Annotated in this window: 22 protein-coding genes; 14 read left to right on the forward strand and 8 right to left on the reverse strand. The window is 67.8% G+C overall.

What is annotated here, in order from left to right; all coding sequences use genetic code 11:
* Positions 1 to 33: 33 nt before the first annotated feature.
* From H0264_RS23555 to H0264_RS23565, 3 genes are read left to right on the forward strand one after another with little or no spacing between them, the layout of a single operon-like run.
* Entirely contained in the window at positions 34 to 522 is a 489-nt protein-coding gene (locus H0264_RS23555) for a nitroreductase family deazaflavin-dependent oxidoreductase (protein WP_181579555.1), read from the forward strand.
* 6 nt (positions 523 to 528) lie between these two features.
* Positions 529 to 1,497 carry an ATP-binding cassette domain-containing protein gene (locus tag H0264_RS23560; RefSeq protein WP_181579556.1) on the forward strand — a complete coding sequence of 323 codons (969 nt, stop codon included), beginning with the start codon at positions 529 to 531 and terminating at the stop codon, positions 1,495 to 1,497.
* Entirely contained in the window at positions 1,494 to 2,255 is a 762-nt protein-coding gene (locus H0264_RS23565; RefSeq protein ID WP_181579557.1) for an ABC transporter permease, read from the forward strand. The genes H0264_RS23560 and H0264_RS23565 overlap by 4 nt, the downstream gene beginning before the upstream one ends.
* 49 nt (positions 2,256 to 2,304) lie before the next feature.
* On the opposite strand, the gene H0264_RS23570 is transcribed toward H0264_RS23565, so the two are convergent.
* On the reverse strand, positions 2,305 to 2,676 hold the full coding sequence (locus H0264_RS23570; RefSeq protein WP_181579558.1) for a hypothetical protein: 372 nt from the start codon (positions 2,674 to 2,676) through the stop codon (positions 2,305 to 2,307).
* A gap of 171 nt (positions 2,677 to 2,847) precedes the next feature.
* Here H0264_RS23570 and H0264_RS23575 point away from each other — a divergent pair, with 171 nt between their 5' ends.
* Complete coding sequence (locus tag H0264_RS23575) at positions 2,848 to 3,177, forward strand: ArsR/SmtB family transcription factor (protein WP_181579559.1); 330 nt, start codon at positions 2,848 to 2,850, stop codon at positions 3,175 to 3,177.
* On the opposite strand, the gene H0264_RS23580 is transcribed toward H0264_RS23575, so the two are convergent.
* Positions 3,174 to 4,739, reverse strand: coding sequence for an FAD-dependent monooxygenase (locus H0264_RS23580; protein ID WP_181579560.1), 1,566 nt, complete (start codon positions 4,737 to 4,739; stop codon positions 3,174 to 3,176). The genes H0264_RS23575 and H0264_RS23580 overlap by 4 nt on opposite strands.
* A gap of 124 nt (positions 4,740 to 4,863) precedes the next feature.
* Positions 4,864 to 5,433, reverse strand: a complete 570-nt coding sequence (locus tag H0264_RS23585; RefSeq protein WP_181579561.1) for an NUDIX hydrolase — start codon at positions 5,431 to 5,433, stop codon at positions 4,864 to 4,866.
* 51 nt (positions 5,434 to 5,484) lie between these two features.
* Here H0264_RS23585 and H0264_RS23590 point away from each other — a divergent pair, with 51 nt between their 5' ends.
* The 3 genes from H0264_RS23590 to H0264_RS23600 all read left to right on the forward strand — a co-directional run bounded on the left by H0264_RS23590 (position 5,485) and on the right by H0264_RS23600 (position 8,302).
* Positions 5,485 to 5,658, forward strand: coding sequence for a hypothetical protein (locus H0264_RS23590; protein WP_181579562.1), 174 nt, complete (start codon positions 5,485 to 5,487; stop codon positions 5,656 to 5,658).
* A gap of 58 nt (positions 5,659 to 5,716) precedes the next feature.
* The gene (locus H0264_RS23595; protein WP_181579563.1) at positions 5,717 to 6,730 is read left to right on the forward strand and encodes a YdcF family protein; all 1,014 of its coding nucleotides are present in this window, start codon (positions 5,717 to 5,719) and stop codon (positions 6,728 to 6,730) included.
* A gap of 141 nt (positions 6,731 to 6,871) precedes the next feature.
* Positions 6,872 to 8,302 carry an amino acid permease gene (locus H0264_RS23600; RefSeq protein WP_181579564.1) on the forward strand — a complete coding sequence of 477 codons (1,431 nt, stop codon included), beginning with the start codon at positions 6,872 to 6,874 and terminating at the stop codon, positions 8,300 to 8,302.
* Here H0264_RS23600 and H0264_RS23605 read toward each other — a convergent pair.
* The gene (locus tag H0264_RS23605) at positions 8,229 to 9,155 is read right to left on the reverse strand and encodes an EamA family transporter (protein ID WP_181579565.1); all 927 of its coding nucleotides are present in this window, start codon (positions 9,153 to 9,155) and stop codon (positions 8,229 to 8,231) included. The two genes, H0264_RS23600 and H0264_RS23605, sit on opposite strands and share 74 nt — an antisense overlap.
* A gap of 251 nt (positions 9,156 to 9,406) precedes the next feature.
* Between H0264_RS23605 and H0264_RS23610 the strand changes: the two genes are divergently transcribed.
* A complete protein-coding gene (locus tag H0264_RS23610; RefSeq protein WP_181579566.1) occupies positions 9,407 to 9,916 on the forward strand; it encodes an Lrp/AsnC family transcriptional regulator in 510 nt (169 codons plus the stop codon).
* Between the two features lie 44 nt (positions 9,917 to 9,960).
* Here H0264_RS23610 and ald read toward each other — a convergent pair whose 3' ends face one another.
* On the reverse strand, positions 9,961 to 11,067 hold the full coding sequence (gene ald / locus H0264_RS23615) for an alanine dehydrogenase (RefSeq protein WP_181579567.1): 1,107 nt from the start codon (positions 11,065 to 11,067) through the stop codon (positions 9,961 to 9,963).
* A gap of 183 nt (positions 11,068 to 11,250) precedes the next feature.
* Between ald and H0264_RS23620 the strand changes: the two genes are divergently transcribed.
* Together H0264_RS23620 and H0264_RS23625 are read left to right on the forward strand one after the other, a co-directional pair.
* Positions 11,251 to 11,511, forward strand: a complete 261-nt coding sequence (locus H0264_RS23620) for a hypothetical protein (RefSeq protein WP_181579568.1) — start codon at positions 11,251 to 11,253, stop codon at positions 11,509 to 11,511.
* Positions 11,511 to 12,626, forward strand: coding sequence for a hypothetical protein (locus H0264_RS23625; RefSeq protein ID WP_181579569.1), 1,116 nt, complete (start codon positions 11,511 to 11,513; stop codon positions 12,624 to 12,626). Before H0264_RS23620 ends, H0264_RS23625 begins: the two co-directional genes overlap by 1 nt.
* A gap of 13 nt (positions 12,627 to 12,639) precedes the next feature.
* On the opposite strand, the gene H0264_RS23630 is transcribed toward H0264_RS23625, so the two are convergent.
* Entirely contained in the window at positions 12,640 to 12,945 is a 306-nt protein-coding gene (locus tag H0264_RS23630) for a hypothetical protein (RefSeq protein WP_181579570.1), read from the reverse strand.
* Positions 12,946 to 13,285: 340 nt separating this feature from the next.
* Between H0264_RS23630 and H0264_RS23635 the strand changes: the two genes are divergently transcribed.
* Both H0264_RS23635 and H0264_RS23640 read left to right on the forward strand, forming a co-directional pair.
* On the forward strand, positions 13,286 to 14,197 hold the full coding sequence (locus H0264_RS23635; RefSeq protein WP_181579571.1) for a helix-turn-helix domain-containing protein: 912 nt from the start codon (positions 13,286 to 13,288) through the stop codon (positions 14,195 to 14,197).
* A 4-nt stretch (positions 14,198 to 14,201) separates the two neighbouring features.
* Positions 14,202 to 14,396, forward strand: coding sequence for a DUF397 domain-containing protein (locus tag H0264_RS23640; protein ID WP_338040160.1), 195 nt, complete (start codon positions 14,202 to 14,204; stop codon positions 14,394 to 14,396).
* Positions 14,397 to 14,455: 59 nt separating this feature from the next.
* Here H0264_RS23640 and H0264_RS23645 read toward each other — a convergent pair whose 3' ends face one another.
* Entirely contained in the window at positions 14,456 to 15,586 is a 1,131-nt protein-coding gene (locus H0264_RS23645; protein ID WP_181579573.1) for a glycosyltransferase, read from the reverse strand.
* Between the two features lie 234 nt (positions 15,587 to 15,820).
* Here H0264_RS23645 and H0264_RS23650 point away from each other — a divergent pair, with 234 nt between their 5' ends.
* Positions 15,821 to 16,042, forward strand: a complete 222-nt coding sequence (locus H0264_RS23650) for a hypothetical protein (protein ID WP_181579574.1) — start codon at positions 15,821 to 15,823, stop codon at positions 16,040 to 16,042.
* 5 nt (positions 16,043 to 16,047) lie between these two features.
* Entirely contained in the window at positions 16,048 to 17,271 is a 1,224-nt protein-coding gene (locus tag H0264_RS23655; protein ID WP_181579575.1) for a hypothetical protein, read from the forward strand.
* Between the two features lie 61 nt (positions 17,272 to 17,332).
* On the opposite strand, the gene H0264_RS23660 is transcribed toward H0264_RS23655, so the two are convergent.
* Positions 17,333 to 18,193, reverse strand: coding sequence for an NAD(P)-dependent oxidoreductase (locus H0264_RS23660; protein WP_181585776.1), 861 nt, complete (start codon positions 18,191 to 18,193; stop codon positions 17,333 to 17,335).
* Between the last annotated feature and the right edge of the window lie 44 nt (positions 18,194 to 18,237).

Consider the following 18,237-nt stretch of genomic DNA (forward strand, 5'->3'; position numbering starts at 1 on the left):
TAAGACTTACAACGTAAGGGTAGGTGATCGATCGTGTGGATCTGGATCGCGGTAATCGCGGGGACCCCGGTGGGATTGGCTCTGGTGTGGTTCCTCTTCCTGATCGTGGTGATGCGCACCGGCTATGCGCCGGGGCTGGCCGTGGTGCGTCGTTTCAACCGGCGTGTCACCAATCGCCAGGTGCTGAAGACGGCCGGTGGCGCGGGTGCGTCGGCCTCGGTCATCCGGCATATCGGCAGGTCCAGCGGCAAGAGCTACGAGACGCCGGTCGGCGTCACCGAGGCCGGGGAGAACTTCCTGATTTCCCTGCCCTACGGGACCACGCCGGACTGGCTCAAGAACGTGCGGGCGGCCGGAACCGCCGAAATCGTGCACGGCGGCATCGTGTTTCGCGCCAGTGCGCCGGAGCTGGTCGATGCCGCCTCGGTGGCGCGCTACCAGTCTCGGCAGGAACGTCTGGGGCAGTGGATCTTCGGCGTCGATCAGGTCCTGCGGTTGCGCGTCGCGCCGGTGGGGCGGTGAAAGGCCATGTCCCCGTATGCTATTCAGGCCGAGGGTCTGTGTAAGCGGTTCGGCGCGGCCGTCGCGGTCGACGGTGTGGACCTGATCGTCCCGCAGGGCGGCGTCTACGGTTTTCTCGGACCCAACGGTGCGGGCAAGACCACCACCATCCGCATGCTCGCCACCCTCATCCGGCCCACCGCGGGCCGGGCGCTCATCTTCGGCCGCGATGTCGTCACCGAGACCGCGGCCGTGCGCGCCCGCATCAGCCTGACCGGCCAGTACGCCTCGGTCGACGAGGATCTCACCGGAATGGAGAACCTGGTGCTGATGGCGCGGCTGCTCGGCTATCGGCGGCGCGCCGCCGCGGACCGGGCACGAGAACTCTTGTCCGCCTTCGATCTCGAAGCGGCGGCCGAGCGGCAGGCCAAACGCTATTCCGGCGGCATGCGCCGTCGGCTGGATATCGCGGCGAGCATCGTGGCCACACCGGATCTGCTGTTCCTCGACGAACCGACCACCGGCCTGGACCCGCGCAGCCGCGCACAGGTGTGGGATGTCGTGCGCGGACTCACCGAGGGCGGTACCACCGTGTTGCTGACCACCCAGTACCTCGAGGAGGCCGACCGGCTGGCGGACCGGCTCGCGGTCATCGACCACGGCCGCGTCATCGCCGAGGGCACGACCACCGAACTCAAGGAATCCCTCGGCGCGGGCGCTGTCCATGTGCGCCTGCGGGATCCGGCCCGGCGTGCGGAGGCGCGGCGGCTACTGGCCCGGGTGCTCGCCGTGCCCGTGCACGACGGCGAGGACCCCCTGCTGCTCACCGCGGCGGTGGCCGATCCCGGATGCGCGGGCGCGGCGCTGACCGAGCTCACCCGCGCCGGAATCGAGGTCGGCGAATTCGCGGTCGGCCCACGCAGTCTCGACGACGTGTTCCTCACCCTGACCGGCCACCAGCCCGAACCCGATGTCCCCGAGGAGATTCCGGCATGAGCACCGCACCCACCACGGCCGCGCTCACCTTCGCCTGGCGGGCGGTGCTGCGCATCAAGCATGTGCCCGACCAGCTCTCGGACGTAACCGTGTTCCCACTGCTGATGCTGGTCATGTTCACCTACCTGTTCGGCGGGGCCCTCGCGGGCTCCACCGGCGGCTACCTGCAGTCGGTGCTGCCCGGCATACTCGTCATGACCGTCATCATGACCACGCAATCCACCGCCGTCGCCCTCAATGCCGATATCACCAAGGGCGTGTTCGACCGCTTCCGCTCCCTGCCGATCTGGCAGCCCGCCCCACTGGTCGGCGCACTGCTGGCCGATCTGGCCCGCTACGCCATCGCGGCGACGGTGGTCACGAGTGCCGGTGCGCTGCTGGGCTTTCGGCCCGACGCCGGGCTCACCGGACTGCTCGCCGGCATCGGCCTGGTGCTGCTGTTCGCCTGGAGCCTGTCGTGGGTGTGGACCAGCCTGGCCCTGGCGGCGCGCACACCGGAGTCGGTGGTGTTCCTGGCCATTCTCGTGACATTCCCGCTGAGTTTCGTCAGCAATATCTTCGTCGATCCCGCCACCCTGCCCGGATGGCTGCGGGGCTTCGTCGATGTCAATCCGGTATCCCATTTGGTCAGCGCGGTACGCGGATTGATGCACGGGCAGCCGGTCGCCGGCGAACTCGGCTGGGTAATGCTGACCTGCGCGGTATTGGTCGCGCTATTCGGTCCCGTCACCATGCGCCTGTATCGGCGCGAACGCTGACATTGCGGCTGTGGGATACGAAACCCATTGCGGGGCTTGCGCCGCCGGTTCAGACTTCGAGATTCTCCTCGATATCCTTGAGCCGGTGGCGCGCCAGGGCGAGATTGCCGCGGGACCGGTCGAGGGCCAGGTAGAGGAACAGGCCGCGACGGCGGCGGCCACGCGTGGGGCGGATGAGGTGGTACTGACCGCCCAGGGTGATCAGGATGTCCTCGATCTCGTCGGCCAGGCCGAGCTGTTCCATGGTGCGCATCTTGGCCCGTACCACCTCGGTATTGCCGGCCGCCGCGATGTCCAGGTCGAAGCTCTTCGAACCGCCGAGCCCACCGAGCGGCATGCCGCTGGTGTAGTCGACGACCGCGGCGCCGAGCGCGCCGTCCACCATCATCATGTCCTTCAATGAAACGTCCATGTCCGCCATGGCTTTTCCTCTCTGTCCCGCCGTTTCGGCGTCGCGTGCGCAGACACTACTCGCGTGTGCGGGAATCGATACCGAATTGATGAAGGATTCCAGAAGGTCTGCAATTTCCAACTTCTGCAATCTGATTGGATCGAGACAGGTCCGCGACCGCGACCTCTAGACTGCGCAATCATGCCGGGATTGCAGAGACCGCTCTATCAAATGAAGGCCGAGTTCTTCAAAATACTCGGCCACCCGGTACGAATTCGCGTGCTCGAACTGCTCAGCGAACGGGAGCGCGCGGTCTCGGAAATGATCACCGAGATCGGGGTCGAGGCCGCGAATCTGTCTCAGCAGCTGTCGATTCTGCGGCGCGCGGGTCTGGTCACCGCACGCCGCGAAGGACTCTCGGTGACCTATGAGCTCACCTCGCCGCAGGTCGCCCAGCTGCTGGCCACTGCGCGGGCGATACTCACCGGTGTGGCGGCCGGTCAGGTCGAAATGCTCGAACAGCTCACCTAATCCAGGCCGGTGACCGCCTCGAGGGCTCGGCGCAGCGTCGAGGCGGGGGCATGGTCACGCCAGCGGGCGGCAATGTGATCGTCGGGGCGGACCAGCAGCGCGCCGTGCGGGCCGAGGCCGCACCGTTCGGCCTGCGCGGGGGACAGCGGCTCGATTCGTAGCGGCCACGGACCTGTTTCCTGGTGCCAGGCAATGGGATCGGGGGTGAAGAGGGTGAACCACTCGCCGCAGGCATCGAGGGTGGAACGGTCGGGCGTGAGCCACAGGTGCGGCATGCGGTGCCCGGGTGCGGCGACGGGGGCCGCGTGGTCCGGCTGCACCACCGCCGCGGCGGACTCGCCCGGGTGCGCGGGGGAGTCCTCGGGGAGTACCGCCACGGATTCGTAGGTGACGCCGAGAATCAGGTCCAGCTGGTCGAAAAACCGTTCGGACCACGGTATCTCGACCTGGCATCCGGCCGTGGCGGCCCGGGTCCGCCGTTCTCGATGCCGCCGCTGCACCTCGATCGCCCGCTGCGTATTGGCCACCGCCTGCGCGAGCGTGCGCTCGGCGACCGGATGCCGTTCCGGCTCATAGCTTTCCAGCAGCCGCGGCGACGCCCACCCGCGCAGCACGCCCGCCAGCTTCCAGCACAGGTTGTGCACGTCGGCCAGGCCCGCGTTCATGCCCATGCCGCCGAACACCGGCACGGCGTGCGCGGCGTCACCGGCGAGCAGGATCGCGCCCCGCGCGAGGTGCTGGGCGACAAAGGCATTCATCACCCAGTGCTGTAACCGCAGCACTTCGACCTGCACCTCGGGTCCGGGGCCGAGGGCCTGTGTCACCAGTCCGGCCCAATCGGTGCTCGAGGGATCCTCGGGGGTGGGCACGAACCACGTCCAGCCGCCTTCGGGATACATCGGCCCGAGCGCGCCATTGCCGGTGAAGTACACCCCGGCCGGTTGATCGGCACACCAGCGATGCAGGTCGGCGTCGAAAACCACGCTGGTGAACCGGCCCAGCGCACCGGGCCCCGTGGTGCCGATGCCGAGCTGCTGGCGCACAGTGGAATTCGCGCCGTCGGCGGCCACCACATAGCGTGCGCGCACGCGGGTCCGGCTGTGGCCCCGATGATCCGCGAGCACCGCCGCGACCCCGTCCGCCTCCTCGGACAGCTCGACCAGTTCGGTCCAGAACCGGACGGGCGCGGCGGCCGCGCCGAGCAGGGTCGGCTCCAGCCGGTCCTGCGAGGTGACCACGCCGAGCGCGGGGCTCGCCGGAATCGGCGCATTGATCCCCACCATGCCCGCGGTGGCGAAATCGGTGTCCCGCAATGTGTCCCGGAACCGGATGCGCCCGAACTCCGGCGGGAACGCCTGTGCGGTGACCTGCCGGTCGATGCCGAGGCGCCGGAAGATCTCCATGGAGCGCACATTCACCAGCCGCGACCGTGGAAACGGCGACAGCCCATCATGTTTCTCCACCAGCAGCGCCCGCACGCCCCAGCGTTCCAGCAGCGCTCGCGCGGTGAGCCCCACCGGCCCGCCGCCGACGATCAGTACCTCGACATCCGCCACCGACATGACGAACTCCCACCCGTTCGGCACAGCACAGTTCGAATCCGGCCCCGGCCCCAGCATCCCACGTCCGATCCCGCGGGCGAAGCGGTTCGCTCGATGTTCACCTGCCCCGCCGGGACGGCGCGCTCTACCGGACCGGAGTGGCGAGCGCGCAATCCAGTTTGGCGAGGAAGCGGGGTAGGTGCGGATCGGATTCGGGGAGGTCGGGGGCGTCGAGATCCCACCACCGCCCGTCCTCGAACTCCGACTGGTCCAGCGCATAGGGCGCGGTCCGGTCGCCCCGGATCACATGCCACAGCGAAATGTCCACGTGTGGCTCCGGAAACGGGACATCGGTGACGGTGACGAACAGCGGTTTCTCGCCGACCACATCGAATGCCGCAACGATGCCCAGCTCTTCCCGCGCCTCCCGCGCGGCGGCGGTGAACGGATGCTCGCCCGGATCCACATGCCCGCCCGGCGGCAGATACCGGCCCGCCTTGCGATGCATGCCGAGGTAGATCCCGCGCGTGCCGGGATCCACCAGCACCACGTACACCACCAAATGCGGTGAGGGAGTGACGGGTTGGACGCGCCGGAAGATGTCGTCGGTGGAGCCGAGCCAGGCGAGCGTGTGCTCGATATGGCCCTGCTCGATCTCATCCCACGGTGTGACGGCGGTGACCAGATCCACGACGGCGGCGGTGGCGGGCTGCATGGCGATGCACCCTAGTCGCCGGGTCCGACAGGTCGAACTATGGTGGAGGCCATGGGTGTGATCGGCGAGCTGTTCCCCGGCAAGAAGCTCGAGGACGAGAGCGGGCAGAGCGGCGACGGCCAGAGCCACCGGCCGCGGGTCGCGATCGATCTCGACGCCGGGGTCATCCGGCTGTCGGGGACGGCCCCGAAGGCCACCGAGCTGGAGTCCGGCGACACGGACTGAAAGGCCCTCCGGCGTGCCGGAGCGGACGGGGCGCTCGAGCGGCCGATACGGTTGCTGAATGTTCGCCCTTCTGCTCGGCATTGCCCTGCTCGGCCTGTTCGCGCTGCGCGTCCATCGCGAACCCCGCCGCTTCGGCAATGGCATCCTGCTGCTGATCGCCTTGGCGTTCACCGTGATCGGACTGCTGGACACCGATGGCAGCAGTGCGCTGTCGTTCATGGTGTTCGTGGTGATCGTGCTGTCGCCCCTGCTGGTGCTGGTGCTCGCGGGTTTGCTGATCGCCAATGGCGTGCAGATGGTGCGCCGCGAAGGGCGGCGGGTGGCCAACCTGCTGTCGTTCGGGCTCGGCGTGGCGCTGGTCGCGCCGTACGTGCTGCTGGTGGTGACGCTGCTGATCGGCCGGACCTGGTTCGTCGCCGCCATGGCCTCGATCACCCTCATGGTCAGCTATATCGGCTTCCTGCTGCTGGCCTTTCTGCTGTATTCCACTGTCTACCTTCGTCTCCCGTACCGGCGGGGGATGGGCGCGATCGTGGTGCACGGGTCCGGCTTGATCGGTGCGCGCGTTCCGCCGCTGCTGGCGAGCCGATTGGATCGGGCGCTCGACGTCTATTCGGCCGAGGTCGCCTCCGGCAACCGGCCACTGCTGGTCACCAGCGGCGGCAAGGGTTCGGACGAGGCGCTGGCCGAAGCCGACGCCATGGCCGGCTACCTGATCGACAAGGGCCTGCCCGGCGACGCCATCCTGCGCGAGGACCGCTCGACCACGACTCGTGAAAACCTGCTCTACACCAGACAGTTGCTCGCCGAGCGCGGCATCGACGCGCGAATGGTGCTGGTCACCAGCAACTTTCACGCGCTGCGCACGGCCATCCTGGCCCGGCAGCTGGGGCTGGACGCGGATGTGGCCGGCGCACCCACCGCCCTCTACTACCTGCCCAGCGCCATCCTGCGAGAGTTCGCCGGAATCCTGGTCGAGCACAAATGGGTGAACGCGTTCGTGTGCCTGCTGCTCGGATCCCTGCCGTGGCTGGCGCTGGCGGCGGTGCCCGCCGATCCCGTCTGGCACTGACTCGCCCCGGCAACGATTTGGAATCGGGTCCGCCGATTCATCGGATGAAACGGGCGTGCCGGACCGTATGGTGTGAGCCTGCCCGATTGCGGCCCGCGTTCCTGCGACGGGGCAGGGCGCGGTGCACCGGAAGGACACCGCATGTCGTTCGCCGAACTGCGCGGCCAGATGCTGCGCCGCAAACCCCTCACCGAGGTCGAGACCGATACACCCGCCGATGAACGCCTGGCCCGGCACCTGGGCCTGTGGCAGCTGACCGCCATCGGGGTCGGCGGCATCATCGGCGCGGGCATCTTCTCCCTGGCCGGGTCGGTCGCCAACAAGACCACCGGGCCCGCCGTGCTCATCTCGTTCCTCATCGCCGGTGTGGCCAGCGCCTGCGCGGCACTGTGCTACGCCGAATTCGCGGGCATGGTGCCCAAGGCCGGATCCGCCTACACCTACGGCTATGTGTCGCTGGGAGAGCTGGCGGGCTGGTTCATCGGCTGGGATCTGCTGCTCGAGTACATCGCGGTCGCGGCGGTGGTCGCCATCGGCGTATCCGGATACTTCAACTTCCTGGTCGAACAGATCGGATTCAGCCTGCCGCAATGGATGCTCGGCGCGCCCGGGACCGGCGAGGGGCATCGGGTCGACGTGTTCGCGGTGGTGTTCTGCCTCGGCACCGCGTGGGTGCTCTCGCGCGGCATCAAGAGCGTGGGCCGGTTCGAGACGGTGTTCGTGGGCATCAAGGTCGCGCTGGTGCTGCTGATCATCGGTCTGGGTGTGTTCCACATCGACAGCGCCAACTACAGCCCGTACTTCCCCTACGGTTCGGCGGCGGTGTGGACCGGCGCGGCCACGGTGTTCTTCGCCGTCTTCGGCTACGACGCCATGAGCACCGCCGCCGAGGAGTCCACCGAGGCGAAAAAGCAACTGCCCAAAGCGATTCTGTACTCACTGGCCATCGCCATGGTGTTGTACGTGCTGGCGACGCTGGTGCTCACCGGCATGCAGAAGTACACCGAGATCAGCCCGACGAGCGGATTCTCCACCGCGTTCAAATCCGTGGGGATGCCCGGCATCGCCAATGTGATCGCGGTGGGCGCGATCGTCGGCATCATCACCGTGGTGCTCACCTTCATGCTCGGGGTCACCCGGGTCTGGTACGCCATGAGCCGGGACGGGCTGCTGCCGGAGTGGTTCGCCAAAACCCATCCGCAGCGCAGGGTTCCGACCCGGGTCACCTGGATCGTGGGCGTCGCGTCGGCGGTGCTGGCCGGGCTGCTGCCCATCAATACCGTGGCCGAGCTGACCAATATCGGCATTCTCATGGCGTTCATCGTGGTGAGCGTGTCGGTGATCGTGCTGCGCTACACCCGGCCCGACGAACCGCGCGAATTCCGGCTGCCGCTCATGCCGGTGGTGCCGATCGTCGGGATCGGGTTCTCGATCTACCTGATCTGGTCGCTGCCGTGGGAGACCTGGGCGCGGTTCGCGGCCTGGCTGCTGCTCGGGCTCATCGTGTACTTCGGGTACTCGCGCCGGCATTCGCGGCTGGAACAACCCGGCGCGGAGATCGCCGGGCGGTGAGGACGGCCAGCGCCGCCGCGAGAACCGCCATGCCGCACCAGGATACGAGCGAGAGCCGCTCACCGACGACGGCCACACCCAGGATCGCCGCCACGGCGGGCTCGGCCAGGGTGAGGGTGGTCGCGGCGGCAACGCTGGTGTGGCGCAAGCCGTATCCGAACAGGCGGTAGGCCAGGAAGGTGGTGAACACCGCCAGGTGCAGGGCCACCGCCGCACCGCGCGGCGTCGTCAGCCAGGCGGTGCCGGTGGCGAGCACCACCGGGAGAACCAGCAGCGCGGCGAGACCGAACATCGCGCCCATCACGCGGTCGGAGGCATGGCCGTCCGAGATGAGCCTGCTGCCGACCCAGGAGTAGACGGCATAGGTGAATCCGCCGCAGACCGCGAGCGCCGCACCCAGCGGGTCGACGGCGTGCCCGGAATCGGAGCCCGGATCGAGAATCATGACGGCGCAACCGATCACGGCGAGCGCGGTGGCGAGCACCCAGCGGGCGGTGGGTCTGCCGTGTCCGGTCAGCCACGCCAGCAGGCCCGCGAATACCGGTGCCGCGCCGAGCGCGAGGACGGTGGCGGCGGCAACCCCGGTGCGCGCCACCGCCGGATAGAACGTGATCGGGTATCCGGCCACCGCGCAGGCTCCGAGAAGTAGCAGCCATCGTTGGGATCCGGTGTAGCGCAGTCGCTTACCGCGCGCGGTGGCGTAGAGGAGCAGTCCGCCCAGAGCCAGACCGGCGCAACCGGTTGCGGCAGCGGGTGTTCCGGCGGGCGCGAAGGATGCCGCGGTCCCCGTGGTGCCCCACAGGACGGCGGCGGCGAGAATGGGTGCGGGCGTGGTGAGATGTTGATTCGGCACAGTCGTGGACTCCGTCGTCGAATTCCAGGGAGGAAGGAATCGGAACGGGCGCACGACGAAAAACGGGCTGTCCCAATGGATCAGCCGGGTGGTGAGACGAATGTCGGCCGGTGCGCCCGATCAGGCGGCCGGCGGCGGCGTGACAGCGTGCCAGTAGATATCCACGGGTCGAGAATAGCCCGCATGCGCTGTGTCGAATATTCGGATCGGTATCCGATCACGAGGTGAAGAATCTTCGATAGAGTGCCACTGTGAAGAAGGTTCCTTCGCCAGCGGTCCCGGTGGCGGTGCCCCGGCCGCGTGCCCCGATCGACGATATCGACCGGCTGCTGCTCGACGAGCTCGCCCGCGACGGGCGGATGACGAACAATGCGCTCGCCGCCGCGGCGGGCATCGCGCCCTCGACGTGTCTGGGGCGAGTGCGCGCGCTGGTCGAGCGCGGCGTGATCCGCGGCTTCCACGCCGATATCGATCCGGCCGCCCTCGGCCGCGACCTCCAGGCCATGATCGCGGTGCGCGTGCACTCCGAGGCGCGCGGCCACCTGGCCGCCTTCGGTGATCAGATGGCGGCGCTGCCCGAGGTGGAGAACGTCTACTTCATCGCCGGGGCCGACGACTACCTCATCCATGTCGCCACCGCGAATTCCGACGAGCTGCGCCGCTTCGTGGTCGAGCATCTGAGCGCGCATCGGGCGGTCGCCTCCACCGAGACCATCCTGATCTTCGAGCACGTGCGGCCCGGCGGGCACCGGACGAACTGAGTGCCGGGCCGCCGCTCGAGGGGACCGCGGCGGCCCGGCCGGAATCAGGCCGCCAGGCTGTGCGCCGCGTAACCGTGCGCTGCCGCGACAGATTCCGACAGCAGCACCCCGTCATGGGTGCTCAGCCCCGCCGCCAGGCCCGCATCGTCGGCCACCGCGGCCCGCCAGCCCTTGTCGGCCAGGGCCAGCGCATAGGGGAGGGTGGCATTGGTGAGCGCCACCGTCGACGTATTCGGCACCGCGCCAGGCATATTCGCCACACAGTAGAAGATCGAATCGTGCACCCGGTAGGTCGGATCGGCGTGCGTGGTCGGACGCGAATCGGCGAAGCAGCCGCCCTGATCGATGGCGATGTCGACCAGCACCGAACCCGGTTTCATCTGCGCCACCAGCTCGTTCGACACCAGGGTGGGGGCCTTCGCGCCCGGTACCAGCACCGCGCCGATCACCATATCGGCCTCGCGCACCAGGTTCTCCAGCTCGAGCCGATTGGACATGACCGTGCGCACCTGGCCGTGATACAGATCGTCGATCTCGCGCAGGCGGGCGATATTCAGATCCAGCACAGTGACATCGGCGTGCATGCCGTGCGCGACCGCGATCGCATTGCGGCCGGAGACACCCGCGCCGATCACCACCACCTTGGCGGGCCGCACACCCGGAACCCCACCCATGAGCACGCCGCGGCCGCCACCGCTGCGCATGAGGTGATACGACCCGGCCTGCGGGGCCAGCCGCCCGGCGACCTCGCTCATCGGGGCCAGCAGCGGCAGGGAACCGTCACGGGCGGTGACGGTTTCGTAGGCGATCGAGGTGATGCCGGAGTTCAGCAGGGCGTCGGTGCACTCCTTGGACGCGGCCAGATGCAGGTAGGTGAACAGCACCTGACCCGAGCGCATGCGCGAATACTCCTCGGCGACCGGCTCTTTCACCTTCAGCACCAGATCGGCGGTGCCCCACACCTCGTCGGCGGTGCCCAGCACCCGCGCACCGGCGACGCTGTACGCGCCGTCCTCGAACGCGGAACCCAGGCCCGCGCCCGCTTCGATGAAAACCTCGTGTCCACGCGACACCAGCTCGTGTACGCCGGCCGGCGTACACGCCACCCGGTACTCGTGGTTCTTCACCTCGCGGGGAATTCCGATCTTCATTGCAGCCTTCCTGAACGTCGTTCCGTCGGAAACGGCGACCACCGCCGCCAATGCGATGAGTATGAAGAATCTGCGAGATCATCTCCATATTGCTGAAGATGATTCTCTAATTGGCGACTGTGCTGGTCATATCATCGGTTTCATGGGCGTTGTGGCCTGGCTCACCGAAGCATCTTCGGATCTGTGAGGTCACCACGCGGCCGGCCGCCACAGCGTGGTGATCTGTGCGGCGCGGGCCTGATGCAGGGGGTCGGTGCGATCGCGGGCGCGCTGATGTCGGGGGTGCGGGTCGAGGTGATCGAGGACCCGCAACCCAGCCTGCTCGGCAGCCGGGGGTGTGCCGTCGCGCACTACGCCCTCAGTGAAATGAGCGCGCGCCGAACAGGATTCGCGACGACAATGGCGGCGACGATCATGTCGCTGACCGCGCCGGGAGGGTGCTGATGGAAGACGTGCTGCTGACCCCGCCGGATGCGGCCGAGGTGCGTTTGCTCGCACGCGGTGTGGCCGCCGCCGCGCGCGGCGAGGACGGACTCACCCCCTTGCAGGAGCTGCTGATCCCGGCCCTGTTCCTGTCCATGACCGGGCATCCGGTCGAACTGGCGGAGCTGACACCGATTTCGGCGGCGGAGTTCGGCACGGGACTGGCCCGGCGCAACCGCATCTTCCGCGAACGCATCGTGCAGACCATGCTGCTGTCGGCGCTGGTGGTGCGCCCGCTGCCCGCCGCCACCGCCGCCCGGCTGCGCGAATTCGCCGACGCCCTGGCCGTCGACGACGACATGATCGCCGTCGCCCAGAAATACGCCGACGGCGCGGTCGACCTGGCCGCCGTCGACTTCTCCCGCAACGGCTACCTCGGCGGCCTCGACGCGATCCGCTTGAGCGCCTTGCACACCGACGACCTGGACAGCTCCTGGAGCGCCGTCGTCGACGACCCGGCCCTCGCCGCCCGCTGGGCCGAACTGCGCGACCTGCCCGTCGGCACCCTCGGCCGCGGCGTCGCCGACTTCTACCGCGACCGCGGCTTCGTCAGCCCCGGCCTCCCCGGCTCCGCCCCGCCGCTACTCGCCCAGCACGACTGGGTCCACGTCCTGGCCGGCTACGGCACCACCCTGGAAAACGAGATCGAAGTCTTCGCCTTCATGGCCCGCGCCAATGACGACCCCCGGGCCTTCAGCCTGCTCGCCATGGTCATCTCCCTCTTCGAAACCGGCTACCTCCGTTCCGGCGCAGGGCTGTTCGAAGCCAACGAAGGCCACCTGCGCACCTCCGGAATGGCCGGTCGCCTCGGCGACGCCATGCGCCGCGGCGCCCTCACCCGGGGCAGCCACGACTTCCTCGACCTGGACTGGTTCACCCTCGCCGACCGGCCGATCACCTTGGTACGCAACGAAATCGGCCTCGTCCCCAAATCCGGATCGGCCATCACCGCAGGCTCCGTCGGCCCCTGGCAGCCCGGCGGAATCACCCCCTACCAATTGAATTCGGCAAAGACCGCCGCCGAAACCGAAGGCCGCCCCTACAGCCCGTGGCAGCCCGACCCATCGCGCGACTGATCGGCCCGCACCGTCAATTCACGTGCACGGTACTGCTCCTGATGACATCCTCGACCGGTCGCGCTCCGCTCCCGGACCACGTCGGCTCGATTCCATCGAAGATCGCGTCGAGGATGTCGGCCCGATCGAGCGTCGCCGGAATCCGATGCGACGCACGCGCACTCACAATCACCGCATGCAACACGGCCGCATAGACCCGCGACCGAGGCACCGTCAACCGCCACCCGCACAGCTCCCGCTCCCGAAGCCGCGCCTCCACCGTCTCGAGCACATCCGCAATAACCTGCACCTCGACCAGATCCGGATCATCGCATGGCATGACGACCCCCGAAAAACACTGTCCCGGAACCGAACACCGACCTCCGCAACCGTTCGACCCAGGACTTCCGCACTCTTGCCGACCCCGCGCCCTGCGGTCTCTCCGCCTCGATGCGATCGATAATCGCCTGCACCGACCAAGGATTGCTGTGCGACATCGTTCCTACCTCCCTGCCGTCGTGGTGAATTCAGCACACCACCAGCAGCGCACCGGATACAGTTGATTCGGTTTCCCAGAAGCAAGTCGTGCAAGCCGCCAGGATCTGATTCGCAAACGCGCAGAACCCCACCCGATTTCGCTGCCCGATCGACCCGATTTCACATTGTGATGGGACGACATCATGACCAGTGCGCACGAGGACGACACTGAGTTCAATCCGAGTTCAACACTCCCGCGCCGCCAGCTCGGCCGGTTCCTCCGGGAATGGCGGGAGGCGAACGGCTTCACCCTCGGTGTTGCCGCGAAACTGGTAGATCTATCGCAATCCGCCCTGCAACGGATCGAAGCCGGCCAGACCCAGAAGGTGCGCAAACAAGACGTACGCGCCCTTTGCGAGGTCTACGGAGTCGGCGAGGCCGACACCGCCGCGGCCATGGACCTGGCGGCATTGGCGAGAGCCCACGGCTGGTACCACGCCTACGGTGGGTTGTACTCGGACGCGTTCAACATGTACGTGGGACTGGAAGCTGCCGCTCGCCGTTTGGTCACTTATCACGAGCACATTCCCGGCCTGCTGCAGACCGCCGACTATGCTCGCGCCGTCATCAGCGCGTTTCCCGGATTCACCAGTCCCAGCGACGTCAACCGCCGCATCGAACTTCGAATGAAGCGTCAGGCTCTGATCACGCGGAGAACCAATCCTGTTGTGCTGGAAGTGCTCCTGCACGAATCAGCCTTGCATCGACTGGTCGGCGACAGGCGCATCATGGCAGCGCAGTTGCGGCATCTCGCCGAGGTGTCGAAGCTGCCGAATGTCTCGGTGCGCCTGCACCCCTACGCTGCGGGATTGACCTGGGGGATTCCGCGAGGATCCTTCACGATCCTCGATTTCGGCGTCGAAGCCGGACCTATCGAGCCCCCCATCGTGTACATCGAAGGCGGCCCGACTCAGGACGTGTACTTGGAAAAGCCCGATGACGTGCGGATCTATAGTGAATATGCTTCGGCAATCCGCAGTGCCGCGCTGGAGGACAAGCAGACCCGGGAGTTGGTTCGTCGGGTCACGAAGGAGTTCGAATATGACCAGCACTGACCTGATGTCCGCAGACTGGTTCAAGAGCAGCTACAGCGGCGCTCAAGGTGACTGCGTCGAGGTCGCATGGCTCCCGAAAGGTTGTGTCGGAGTACGGGATTCGAAGGATTCTGCCGGTGGCGCCCTGGTCTTCGCGCCGTGCGAGTGGGCGGCCTTCACGGCTGGCGTCAGGGCGGGACGGTTCACGCGTCCCGCCTGAGTGTGTGGCCGTCGCTGTTGAACCGCAACATCATTGGCGCTGCCGCAGCGCAAAGGTCTTCAAGCTGAGCCGAGTAGGTCCAGCATGCCCGCCACCGCTGCGGGCCAGGTGAATTCCTCGGCGCGGCTGCGGGCTGCGCGGCGGCGTTCGGCGGTGGGGCGGGCCAGGACCTCGGTGACGGCTTCGGCGAAGGCGCGGGGATGGTCGGCGGCTACTGCGCCGCAGTCGGCGGTGACGATGTCGGCGAGGGCGGAGGAGCGGCTCGCCACCACGGGGGTGCCTGCGGCGAGGGCTTCGAGGGCGGCGAGGCCGAAGGTTTCGTGTGGGCCGGGCGCGAGGGACACGTCTGCGGTGGCGAGCAGCGTAGCCAGTTCGGTTCGGTCGTCGATGAATCCGGTGAAATGCACGCTGGGCATTCCGTCATGGAGCGGCGGGATGGTGCGGGCGCGGCGTTCGAGGGCCTCGCGCCGGGGTCCGTCACCCGCCACGACGAGCCGCGCGCCGACGCCCTCGCGGCGAAGCGCGCCGACCGCTTCGATACTGCGATCGGCCCGCTTCTCCACCGACAATCGCCCGCAGTGCACCAGCAGTGGGTAGTCGTCGGCGGCCAGATCGGTGCGTAACCGCCGGTCGTGCCTATCGGGCCGGAACATATCCAGGTCGACCCCGAGCGGGACGAGCTCGACGTTCGGCACATCGATCCGCTCGAACTCCTCCCGCGCGAATTGCGTTGTGCACACGACGATGTCGTAGTTCTCCGCGGTTCGCCGATTGGCGGCGTCGGCGGCCCGCCGCGCCGCCGCCCCCGGCAGCACCTGCCCCAGCAGCCGATCCAGCCGCTCATGCGAGATCATCACGCTCGCTATCCCGCGTGCCCGTGCCCACCGCCCGAACCCTCGCAAGGTCAGCCGATCCGACACCTCCATCGCATCCGGCCGCAACCCCTTCACCACATCCGCCACCCGCCGCGGATCCGCCGCCCGATAACCCCCGGTCCACGGAATGGGCAACGCGGGCACCGTAATCCGCACCACCCCGGATTCCAGCACCACTTCGCTCCGCCGCCGCCCCGGCACGATCAGCACCACCTCATGCCCCGCCCCCACATATCCGGCCCCCAGATGATGCAGTGCGGTGCGCAGCCCCCCGGAGCGCGGACCATAGAAGTTAGCCAGCTGTACTATGCGCACCCCGCCGATCGTTGCAGCACAACGGGTTACCAGCAGCCTCCGCACCGCCAACACCGAGTGAACTCCCGCCGAAGAACCGGCGTCACCGCCCTGCGAGGCCGCGCGCCAACCGAACTGAGGGCGGGCGATGCCTGTTCAGCGGTGCGCGACGAGCGAACGTTTGTGGACACGGCGGATGTGTGATCAAGTGGGGGCCGGAGGCGTGATTCCGGCCATCCGGGGAAGGGGAGAGGTATGAGTGCGAGAAGTGAGCTGGAGCGGGAACTGGGTGGGCCCGTGGCCGCGCTCGAAATGATGTCGGAGCGGGAGATCGCGGATCTGCTGGGGATGTTCCGGGAAGCCCAGCGGACCGAGGCGGCGGCCATGGTGGAGGCGGTGGACAAGACGGTCGGCGCATTGCCCTGGCCATTGAGCACGGCGGCCAAGAAGATCATGTTCGGGAACAAGCTGGGGTAGGGGCCATGAGCGATTTGGTGACCCGGGCGCAGGTGACCCTGCTGTCGCGGACGCTGCACGTATCCGAGGACAAGCTGGCGCACCTGGAGAAGCTGGGTGCGGCGAACCTGCACGAGTTGCAGGAGCGGATGGCGAAAGCGATCTTCGCGCAACATAACTCGACGTTCTCGCGGTTGACGCTGCTGGTGCCGGTCATTCCGCTGAGCATCTCGATTCCGCTGGTGCAGCGGATGGTCCCGGCCGTCATGGCGGGGCGCGCGGCGGGAGCCATCGGAGTCGACCATCCCAAGAAGGCCGCCGAGGCGGTGGGCATGCTGAAGCCTTCGTACGCGGCCGACGCCGCCCCGTACATGGACCCGCACGCGGTCGGCCAGCTGGCCGACGTCGCGCCGGCCGAACCGGTCATGGGGATCATCAACGAGATCCTGCGGCGGCGCGACTACGTCACCGCCGGACCGTTCCTCGGTTACGCCACACCGGAATTGGTGCGTGCGGTGGAGGACAGCGTGCACGACGACGAGGGGCTCATCCTCGCCGCGTCATACGCCTACTCGGGGGAGAACATCAGCGTCATCATCCGGCATCTGCTGGCGGGCACCGGGAAACGGATCCCGAGGCTTGTGCAGACCATCATTCAGGGGTCGACGGAACTTCGGCTGGCCGCACTGTCGGTGTTCGCGCGCTGCGACGCCGATGTCATCGTCGCCATCGGCGACATCCTGTTCGAGGTCGGCACACCCGAGGAAATCGCCGACCTCATCTCGGCGTTCATCGCCGACGGCGCGGTGCCGGAGAGCATGCGGTTCGTCGGGCAGCTGAGCCCCTCGGCCCTGGACGAGCTCGCCGCCAACCCGATCGCCGCCGACGCGGAATCCGTACACGCCATCGTGGCCGCGGTCGCGGACAGTACCGAACCGGCCGTCTGGCGCGGGTTGCTGGAACTGGCCGTGCGCACCGAACCCGCGGTGACGCGGCGCATCAGCGGACAGATCTCGCACGCCGAGGCCGAGACGCTGACCGGGCTCCCACAGGTGCTCGACGCCGGCGACCTGTGGCCGCGACTGCTCGAGCTGCTCGCCGCCGCCGAAGCCGACGCTCAATCGCGCATCGGTGCGGCGTGGGCGGCGCTGCCGGATTCCGAACGCCCCGAACTCGACAGCCGCATCGCAGAACTGGGACTGTCGGCGCAACTGGAATCGCTGCGCAACACCGTGCGAATCGCCAACTGACGCAGCGGATCCCGGCGCAGGCAACGCGCCGGGATCCGCTCGGTCTATTGCGGGCTCACGCTCAGCGCAATTCCTCGATGGTGCGCTCGAATGCCATCGCCCCGTGTCCATTCCGCACCTGCCGATCGATGAGCTCCGCCACCGGCGCCACCAGATCCGTCGCCACCCCGGCATCGCGCGACGCCCGCACAATCGCATCGAAGGCGGCCTTCTGGAACTCCAGATGCTGCACCTGCGCCCGATAGTCACCCGAATCGATAACCCGCGCGTATTCCGGCAGCCCCTGCGCCATGGCCGTCACCCAGGGCACCGCGCGCCGCGCGAATTCCTGCGCGCTCACCCCCGCCGAACCCACCATGGCCGCACCGTGGAAGAACCCGGCGAACATCAAATACATCGCCGACAGCAGCGAAAAGTCATACAGTGCGGCGACTCCCGCATCCTCGCCCAGGAACTCCGCAGCACCGAGCAATTCCAGCACGCCCTGGTGCTCATCGAACACTGCCCGTGCCCCGCTGTAGAGAATCGACGACGCCTGGGTCCCGATCATGGGCGGAATCGCCATAATCCCACCATCGAGAAACTCGATCCCGTGCGAGGCCGCCCACACCGCGAACTCCCGCGACTCTTCAGGGGTCGTACTGGTCAGGTTGATCAACTGCTTCCCGCGCAGCTCCGCGACAACGGGATCGAGCGTCTCATGCACCGACTTGTGGTCCAGCAGAACGGAAATCACCACCCCACTCCCGCGCACCGCTTCCACGACCGACCCCGCCCCCACAGCTCCGGCCGCCACCAACTCGCCATCGCGCCCCGCCGTCCGATTCCACACGGTCGTCGCCACGCCGCCCTTCACCAGCGCCGCAGCCAGCGCCCGCCCCATCGCGCCCAGCCCGAGCACACTCACCTGGTTGTTCGTCATTGTGGGACAACTCCTTCGAATCAGTTCGCTGAATGTTCGGCGCG

Source organism: Nocardia huaxiensis (genome assembly GCF_013744875.1).
In the GTDB taxonomy this organism is placed as follows: Bacteria; Actinomycetota; Actinomycetes; order Mycobacteriales; family Mycobacteriaceae; genus Nocardia; species Nocardia huaxiensis.

What these genes read in the sequence shown, in the direction of transcription:
- H0264_RS23600 (WP_181579564.1), top strand. Translation starts at nt 6,872, where the DNA reads ATGTCGTTCGCCGAACTGCGCGGCCAGATGCTGCGCCGCAAACCCCTC.
- ald (WP_181579567.1), bottom strand. Translation starts at nt 11,067, where the DNA reads ATGAAGATCGGAATTCCCCGCGAGGTGAAGAACCACGAGTACCGGGTG.
- H0264_RS23570 (WP_181579558.1), bottom strand. Translation starts at nt 2,676, where the DNA reads ATGGCGGACATGGACGTTTCATTGAAGGACATGATGATGGTGGACGGC.
- H0264_RS23585 (WP_181579561.1), bottom strand. Translation starts at nt 5,433, where the DNA reads ATGCAGCCCGCCACCGCCGCCGTCGTGGATCTGGTCACCGCCGTCACA.
- H0264_RS23560 (WP_181579556.1), top strand. Translation starts at nt 529, where the DNA reads ATGTCCCCGTATGCTATTCAGGCCGAGGGTCTGTGTAAGCGGTTCGGC.
- H0264_RS23650 (WP_181579574.1), top strand. Translation starts at nt 15,821, where the DNA reads ATGAGTGCGAGAAGTGAGCTGGAGCGGGAACTGGGTGGGCCCGTGGCC.
- H0264_RS23660 (WP_181585776.1), bottom strand. Translation starts at nt 18,193, where the DNA reads ATGACGAACAACCAGGTGAGTGTGCTCGGGCTGGGCGCGATGGGGCGG.
- H0264_RS23575 (WP_181579559.1), top strand. Translation starts at nt 2,848, where the DNA reads ATGCCGGGATTGCAGAGACCGCTCTATCAAATGAAGGCCGAGTTCTTC.
- H0264_RS23635 (WP_181579571.1), top strand. Translation starts at nt 13,286, where the DNA reads ATGACCAGTGCGCACGAGGACGACACTGAGTTCAATCCGAGTTCAACA.
- H0264_RS23640 (WP_338040160.1), top strand. Translation starts at nt 14,202, where the DNA reads ATGTCCGCAGACTGGTTCAAGAGCAGCTACAGCGGCGCTCAAGGTGAC.
- H0264_RS23625 (WP_181579569.1), top strand. Translation starts at nt 11,511, where the DNA reads ATGGAAGACGTGCTGCTGACCCCGCCGGATGCGGCCGAGGTGCGTTTG.
- H0264_RS23595 (WP_181579563.1), top strand. Translation starts at nt 5,717, where the DNA reads ATGTTCGCCCTTCTGCTCGGCATTGCCCTGCTCGGCCTGTTCGCGCTG.
- H0264_RS23655 (WP_181579575.1), top strand. Translation starts at nt 16,048, where the DNA reads ATGAGCGATTTGGTGACCCGGGCGCAGGTGACCCTGCTGTCGCGGACG.
- H0264_RS23565 (WP_181579557.1), top strand. Translation starts at nt 1,494, where the DNA reads ATGAGCACCGCACCCACCACGGCCGCGCTCACCTTCGCCTGGCGGGCG.
- H0264_RS23630 (WP_181579570.1), bottom strand. Translation starts at nt 12,945, where the DNA reads ATGCCATGCGATGATCCGGATCTGGTCGAGGTGCAGGTTATTGCGGAT.
- H0264_RS23580 (WP_181579560.1), bottom strand. Translation starts at nt 4,739, where the DNA reads ATGTCGGTGGCGGATGTCGAGGTACTGATCGTCGGCGGCGGGCCGGTG.
- H0264_RS23590 (WP_181579562.1), top strand. Translation starts at nt 5,485, where the DNA reads ATGGGTGTGATCGGCGAGCTGTTCCCCGGCAAGAAGCTCGAGGACGAG.